The sequence below is a fragment of the Thalassotalea algicola genome (assembly GCF_012932965.1).
GTDB classification, from domain to species: domain Bacteria; phylum Pseudomonadota; class Gammaproteobacteria; order Enterobacterales; family Alteromonadaceae; genus Thalassotalea_F; species Thalassotalea_F algicola.
Genome location: NZ_JABBXH010000007.1, coordinates 150,662 through 157,241, shown reverse-complemented (window position 1 = coordinate 157,241; position 6,580 = coordinate 150,662). Strand labels below are relative to the sequence as shown.

Sequence of the window (6,580 nt, the reverse complement as noted above, 5' to 3'; positions counted from 1 at the left end):
ACTGCGCCGATGGTAGTGTGGGAGTTCCCATGTGAGAGTAGGACATTGCTAGGCACCTATTACTGAAAAGCCCGCTCTATTGAGCGGGCTTTTTGTTTTATACGCATAAGTAATTATTGTCTTACTCTCGGACGCTCCTTGCCATCTTTAGCAACACGACATTAGTGAGTCCATTCACGTCAGTAGAGAGTATACGTTGTTAAGAAAAGCCAATACTTTGGCTTAGTTCTCGTTTGTCGAATGAGCCCTGCGAATTCGTGGGCCATGCAAGTTACCTGTTATTGAAAAGCCTGCTCATTTGAGCGGGCTTTTTGCATTTCAACGTATACTCACCATGCAATACTATACTCCAATGACACGATATTAGTGCCGTCGTTATCCGAGTTAGTCGCTGCATTTGAATAATGAGATAATGAGAGCGCAAGCGCGTGATTGTTAAGCGGCAAAAACCGACTGTCAATTTATTTTCAAATATCCAGTTATCACCTAAATCTCTATTTCCCAACGCGTTTGATTTATATGAGCGAGACTATAGATAAGCCATTATACTCATTACCTATTTAATTATTGGTAGGCAATGCCTCCTAGAGATTAGTTAAGCAGTTTATACTGGCGACAAGGGTAGTGAATTAATTTTAAAAATAAAGGTTGCTTGGGGCTTTTAATGGCGTTGGTTTTTATCATGCTTATCTAGTAAGCGTAAGAGTGGCTTTCAAATAGGAAAGTTAGGTAAGGCTATTTACCTGGTTAAATAATAAAAAAGCCTATTCAAAAGAATAGGCTTTCGTTAAACAGCTATTATGGTTCACATTTATATACGTGAATTTTAGCTAAGTACTTGATTAAGACTTACTCTTACCAAAAGCGATGGTAAGTTGATCAAATTGTTTTATTTGATCAATTACTAGCACAACATCTTCGTGGCGCGTATCTGAAGAAGGAAGAATAATTGCCGTAGAAGTAATATTAGCAGCTAAAAAGTTTTCAATACGAGCAGGTAAACGCTCAATATCAACTCTTTTACCGTTGAAGCTAACAATTCCTGTATCCGATATGCTAACAACAATAGAAGGATCGTTGTTAGATTGTGTGCTATTTGACTTAGGTTTAGTCACTTCTAAGCCAAGCTCTTTAACGAATGATGTGGTAACAATAAAGAATATGAGTAGGATAAATACAATATCTAGCATAGGTGTCATATCTACGTCTGCTTCATTACCTTCTTCTGTCTTTCTTCTTCTACTCATTGGGAACCCTTGAATTTGTTATATTTTTACGATGCCTTTCGTAATATTAAACTAATTTAAACTAAAAAAGCTAACGAAAGGATATTAATTTTACTAAATAGTATCACAATCTGTAATCTGATGTAGACAGAAAAATGTGCTTCATCTTTCTCTTTTACTCGTGCAGTTTCCGTTCTGAAGAGATTAAGTTGTAATCTGCTAATTTCGGAATGGTTATCTGAATTTCTGTCTCTATTTGGTCTAAATCAGATAAAGCTTGGCAGAACTGCTGCGCTCGTTCTTCCAATTGGTGGGCTTTAGTGCCAATCTCAAGTTTTAAATCTTCACCCATACTTTCAATTCTGTCATCAAAAGTGTCTACACGTTGTTCTATTGTTTCTTCATCTCTATTGGCCATAGCTTCTCCGACGGCCATTAGGATTGTACCTATTGATTCTGACACTATTTCTTCAATTTCTTGCTCGAATTCACCAGCAAATATCTCATCAAAGTCGTCAAAATCTTGAGGAGCAATATAATAGTTTTCGTTACTATGGTTAAACTTCTTACGCAATCGCATTTGCATTTCATCAAACTTCTCTTGAAGCTTACGATGCGTAGCACTATTTTCGCCAGTAAGGCCACCGATAACTTTATTTACAGCCTTTAAGCCTATTTCAACACCCTCAATTGCAATTGAAACAATTTGAGGTACTTGGTCACGTATACCTTGGCTATAAGAATTAATTATGGTTTGTTGTTGCTCATTTAGAACTATTTCTCTTCCGCCGATAAATAGTTGCTCATTATTAGTGATTTGCACGTAAGTTTGACCGTGATTGAGAATTCTTACATGGCTAGGATCTATAATTACACCGTAGTTAAAATTTACATTACAGTGCTCAGCATTTACTGGAGTCGAAATTACACTAGCCGCTATCAGGCCTGCCAATATATAAATATTCGATTTCAAATCTTACCCTTTTAATTAACTAACAATGGGGTCAATAATAATCTTGCGCTCTTTATAACGCATTTTACTTGGTGGGTATTCTCGTTTAGTCCTTTCCTGAAAGTCTCCTACCGTAGTTTCAACACTTTGGTAGAATTTTTCAGTTGCCTCAACATAAACAGAGGCCATGAACTCTTGCTGCTTAAGCTCCACCGATTCTTTCTCTGCTAGTATCTCACCCATTCGTTTAGCATGGAACTGGTAAGTCGTAACAACTTTTTGCAGCATTGCTTTTGTTTTTGGGTCAGGAGGGAGTTTTTTTAATTTGTTACTTGCCGCTTGCAGTTCTGACGTCTTTTCATCTTCAACGGCCAATCTTTCATCAATTTCTGCGATTTGCTTTCTAAATACTTCTATTGGTTTATCAAAGTTTATTAATGTTTTACTACCTGCAGTTGCACCTATTATGCCTGCATGTACAGAAGAAGATGCATTCACTAATCCGCCAATTAATTTACCATTCGCGCTTTCTTCGGAACCAATCCATAGTGTCTCACCCACATCGATTAAGCTATGCATTAATTGATTTTCCATTCGGATATTGCCGCTACAGGTTATATCTGCGTATTGACAATATTTAGCAAAAAGATTTCCTTTTGCTTTTATTACAGCGCTCATTTGAAAGTCACGAATGTCACAATTTATATCTTCAACGTCTTGTTTCTTGCCTATGATACCGCTAGTAATGGTGATGTCGCCTCCAGCTTCTATGCGTGCAGACTCAACAAAGCCGCCTATAGTAATATCGCCACTAGCAACAACTCTCATTCCTTCACTGACATCACCCTCTATGATGACACTGCCTTGAAAGTCAATATGTCCTGTGCTGACGTCTACATTTTTTATCTTGTAGACCTCATCTACTTCCATACCGTTGTCAATTATTTTGGGTAGGCCGACCTTAGTAGAAATTAGTACATTTTCATTCTTTGGACTAATAGTGGTACCTTCACCCGGCACTAAACTAGTATCTTCACCAGGTTCTGGTGTTAAAGGGGTTGCGGTGACGGTATATCCTTTTATGCCTGGAGTTAACGGTATTTTTTTAGCTAAAGGGTCGCCTTCTTTAACACAAATGATATCGCCTAGATCTCGCATATCTACGCTACCATCTTCTCTTTCTTTTGGCTTTAATATTCGCTCTTGAGCACTTTGCACTAAGGGTTTGATTTTGGCGTCTTGGCCATTAATTGCTTCTTTACCTAGTGCAATTTTATGCTTAACAATAGTACCTGATTCCGCTTTAGCTGCCATATGAGCAACTCTAATTAAGTCATCCTTGCTGAAGCCTTTTTTGACTCCATAGGTTTTAGCGGTATCTAGAATTGCCTTAGCACTTAAATGAGCGCCACCCATAGCAGTGGTAATTTCAGCTTCAGCTGACATTTCATCTTTGTCGATATTAATTTTAACGGTTGCGTCTTTTCTAATTAAAATCTCATAGCGTACTTCTTTCCCTGTTTTACCTGCTTGTAGAGGTTTAAGTACATTATTGAGCTCTGCTACTGCATTTTTAATATTTGAAGTGTTTACGAATAAATCGGTATATTCAGACTCACTTATCATCTGGTCTATAGATGCATCAGTGATCGAATCGCCACCTTTTATAGGCTCTAAAAGTAAGTCTATATTATTCTTATCATTGGCTAATAAACTTGCTTTGGTCATTTGTATACCTAATTACTACTATGTCTATACAGATAATTGTTTATATATAATTGTCTTGATGTATTTTAATAAAATTTGGAGTTTCTTCTTTGGTGTAATCGATTTTATACTCTTTATTATCTAACGCTTGAACAAAGAGTAATTTTTTCTCTTCGCCAAAGACATCGATAGAGCCTAAATCAATTACTTCTTGATACGCTTTTTTAGCTTCAGACTTCTTGCGAGGTATCGGTCCATTATAGACGCCAATTCCACGATGACTGACAATTACTGTTTTATGAGGACCGTTAAGAATAATCAAGTCCATCTTTCTAATTTTGTGGATAATAGTGTTACGTCCACTCGTAATATAGTTTTTATCGATCAAAACGTTTCCCCATGTACATTCATACCTTTATCAATGATGATTATCAGAACATCTTAGTCAAAAAATTGCTCACGATGTTAAAAGTATAAGTTTGCTTTCCTTGAATATATTAATTTTTGTTAAAACACGCAAATTTTAAGCGAGTTATTTGTTGTATTTATTAAGCTTTTTGACGTTCTATCAAATATTTTGGTATTTCATTACTGTTTATTAACATTCTACGGACTAAATCTAGACTTATTGCAGTAACATAATGCTGAAAATAGTAGCGGTTACCAGGTATATACAAACAAGTAGTATTGAGGTTTTCCTTTTCTCCCCAAGCAATCCAAACGGTACCTACTGGTTTTTCGTCACTACCTCCAGTTGGACCCGCAACTCCTGATACTGATACAACAAGATTTGCTTGTGTTCGATCAAGTGCTCCCATCGCCATTTCAATGACTGTTTCTTTCGATACTGCACCATATTTTTCTAACGTTTGAGGAGAAACATTCACTATATTTTGTTTCATTAGGTTCGAGTATGTGACGAAGCTTGCGTCAAATACCTCAGATGCGCCAGAAATTCGTGTCATGGCACTTGCTAACATTCCGCCAGTACATGATTCAGCAAATGTAATTTTTTTATTTTGCGCTCTTAATAAATGTTGAATATGTTCACCAAAAGATTTCGGTTTATCGGTAATTTCACCAACGATATGATCGCCAATAAGTGCCCGAATCTTATCTAACCATTTAGCCTTGTTTAGCTTTGCCAGAGCCGTTTTAGAGGTTAATTTCAGTTCAAGTATTGGCATTGAAGCTCTAAAGCCTAATTCAATATCTTCGGGCCAATCAGGTAATTGTTCATCGACTAGTTTTTGCAAGCTTGATTCACCAATGCCAAATACTTGATAGCGAGATACATGGTGATGGCTAACAGTTGGCAACTGGCTTTCTACTGAAGGTATTATTTGTTCTGCAAGCATAAGTTTTAACTCAACAGGAACGCCAGGCGTGCAATATACGTCACATTGATTGATGTTAAGTTTAAAACCAACTGCACTGCCGATAGCATTGGGAACTACTTCACAACCATTTGGTAGCATGGTTTGTTTTAAGTTAGGTTCGTTTAACTTAAAGTTGCGTTTTTCACACCAGTCAGTTAAATGAGCCAAGGCCTCAGGGTGTTGAACAATTTCCAGTTTAGCTACTTCTGCTAAAGCAACCGCCGTTAAATCGTCGACTGTTGGGCCTAAGCCACCATTTATAATTAATAAGTCTGCTTGCTGACTCATTAGCTCGATTTCTGATACGAGATCGGAAAACTCGTCAGACACAGTAACTTTTCTTTTAATTGCTACCCCAATTTCTGCGAGGTTTTGTGCGATCATCGCAGAGTTACTATCGACAATGTCCCCAGACATTAACTCATTTCCTGTTAGCAATAATTGCACATTCAACATTTTTTCATCCTTAATTTAAACCTTTTGAGTTATTGATGACGTCTACCTATTTAACACATTAAAATCATAACAAATGAATGGGACAATAAAATGGAAAAATTCAATTTAAATATAGCGAGCCTAATTGTTGCTTCTTCACTTTTTGCTACTACAACACAAGCTGAAGAAACAAAAGTCATTGAAAAAAGTTTTATAGTAGAAAGTGGCGCTTCATTTTCGATAGAGAATATTAATGGTCGCGTTGAAATAGAGAAAGCTTCGGGTAATGAAATCGAAGTTATTGCAACGATAACGGCAAAAAATGCTGATGATATGGAACGAATTGCCGTTTTAATGGAGCAATCAGGCAGTGATGTTACGGTAGAAACGAAATATAAGGATTCTACCTGGGGGAACAATCACAGTTCAGGCAGTGTGGCGTATAAGGTTAAATTACCTGTTAGTGTAGCCGACAGTGAAGTTGATCTAGTAAATGGTTCGCTACTTCTTGATGAAGTGAGCGGCAAACTAGACGTAGATTTAGTTAACGGTTCCATTGAAGCCAATAACCTTTCAGGTAACAGTGAGCTTAACTCTGTAAATGGTAGCGTTATTGTTTCTTATTCTGAGCTTAACTCTGTAAATAAAATAGATGTGGATACTGTTAATGGCAGCATAAAGGTTTATCTACCTGTTGATGCGAATATTAAAGTCGATGCGGAAACTATGCATGGCAGTATAAAAAGTGATTTTGGTTTGTCGGTTGAGAAAAAGCTATTCGCTGGTAAATATATGAAAGGTAGTGTTGGCAATGCATCTACCAAGCTTTCTCTAGAAAGTGTAAATGGCAGTATAAAAGTGCTTACAAAATAAAATGTCAC

General features: G+C 36.9%; 7 protein-coding genes. 1 reads left to right on the top strand and 6 read right to left on the bottom strand.

What is annotated here, in order from left to right; all coding sequences use genetic code 11:
* Nucleotides 1-329: 329 nt before the first annotated feature.
* The 6 genes from HII17_RS19410 to HII17_RS17365 all read right to left on the bottom strand — a co-directional run bounded on the left by HII17_RS19410 (nt 330) and on the right by HII17_RS17365 (nt 5,720).
* Nucleotides 330-446 carry an acyloxyacyl hydrolase gene (locus HII17_RS19410; RefSeq protein ID WP_169076644.1) on the bottom strand — a complete coding sequence of 39 codons (117 nt, stop codon included), beginning with the start codon at nt 444-446 and terminating at the stop codon, nt 330-332.
* Between the two features lie 396 nt (nt 447-842).
* Nucleotides 843-1,247, bottom strand: a complete 405-nt coding sequence (locus tag HII17_RS17385) for an ExbD/TolR family protein (RefSeq protein ID WP_169076643.1) — start codon at nt 1,245-1,247, stop codon at nt 843-845.
* Between the two features lie 154 nt (nt 1,248-1,401).
* Nucleotides 1,402-2,199: a YggN family protein gene (locus HII17_RS17380; protein ID WP_169076642.1), complete on the bottom strand. Its 798-nt coding sequence runs from the start codon at nt 2,197-2,199 to the stop codon at nt 1,402-1,404.
* 15 nt (nt 2,200-2,214) lie between these two features.
* On the bottom strand, nt 2,215-3,906 hold the full coding sequence (locus HII17_RS17375) for a DUF342 domain-containing protein (RefSeq protein WP_169076641.1): 1,692 nt from the start codon (nt 3,904-3,906) through the stop codon (nt 2,215-2,217).
* A 40-nt stretch (nt 3,907-3,946) separates the two neighbouring features.
* Entirely contained in the window at nt 3,947-4,273 is a 327-nt protein-coding gene (locus HII17_RS17370; protein ID WP_169076640.1) for a hypothetical protein, read from the bottom strand.
* 160 nt (nt 4,274-4,433) lie between these two features.
* Nucleotides 4,434-5,720 carry a CinA family nicotinamide mononucleotide deamidase-related protein gene (locus HII17_RS17365; protein ID WP_169076639.1) on the bottom strand — a complete coding sequence of 429 codons (1,287 nt, stop codon included), beginning with the start codon at nt 5,718-5,720 and terminating at the stop codon, nt 4,434-4,436.
* A gap of 90 nt (nt 5,721-5,810) precedes the next feature.
* Between HII17_RS17365 and HII17_RS17360 the strand changes: the two genes are divergently transcribed.
* Nucleotides 5,811-6,572 (top strand): DUF4097 family beta strand repeat-containing protein, encoded by a 762-nt coding sequence (locus tag HII17_RS17360; RefSeq protein WP_169076638.1) that lies wholly within the window; start codon nt 5,811-5,813, stop codon nt 6,570-6,572.
* Nucleotides 6,573-6,580 lie beyond the last annotated feature (8 nt).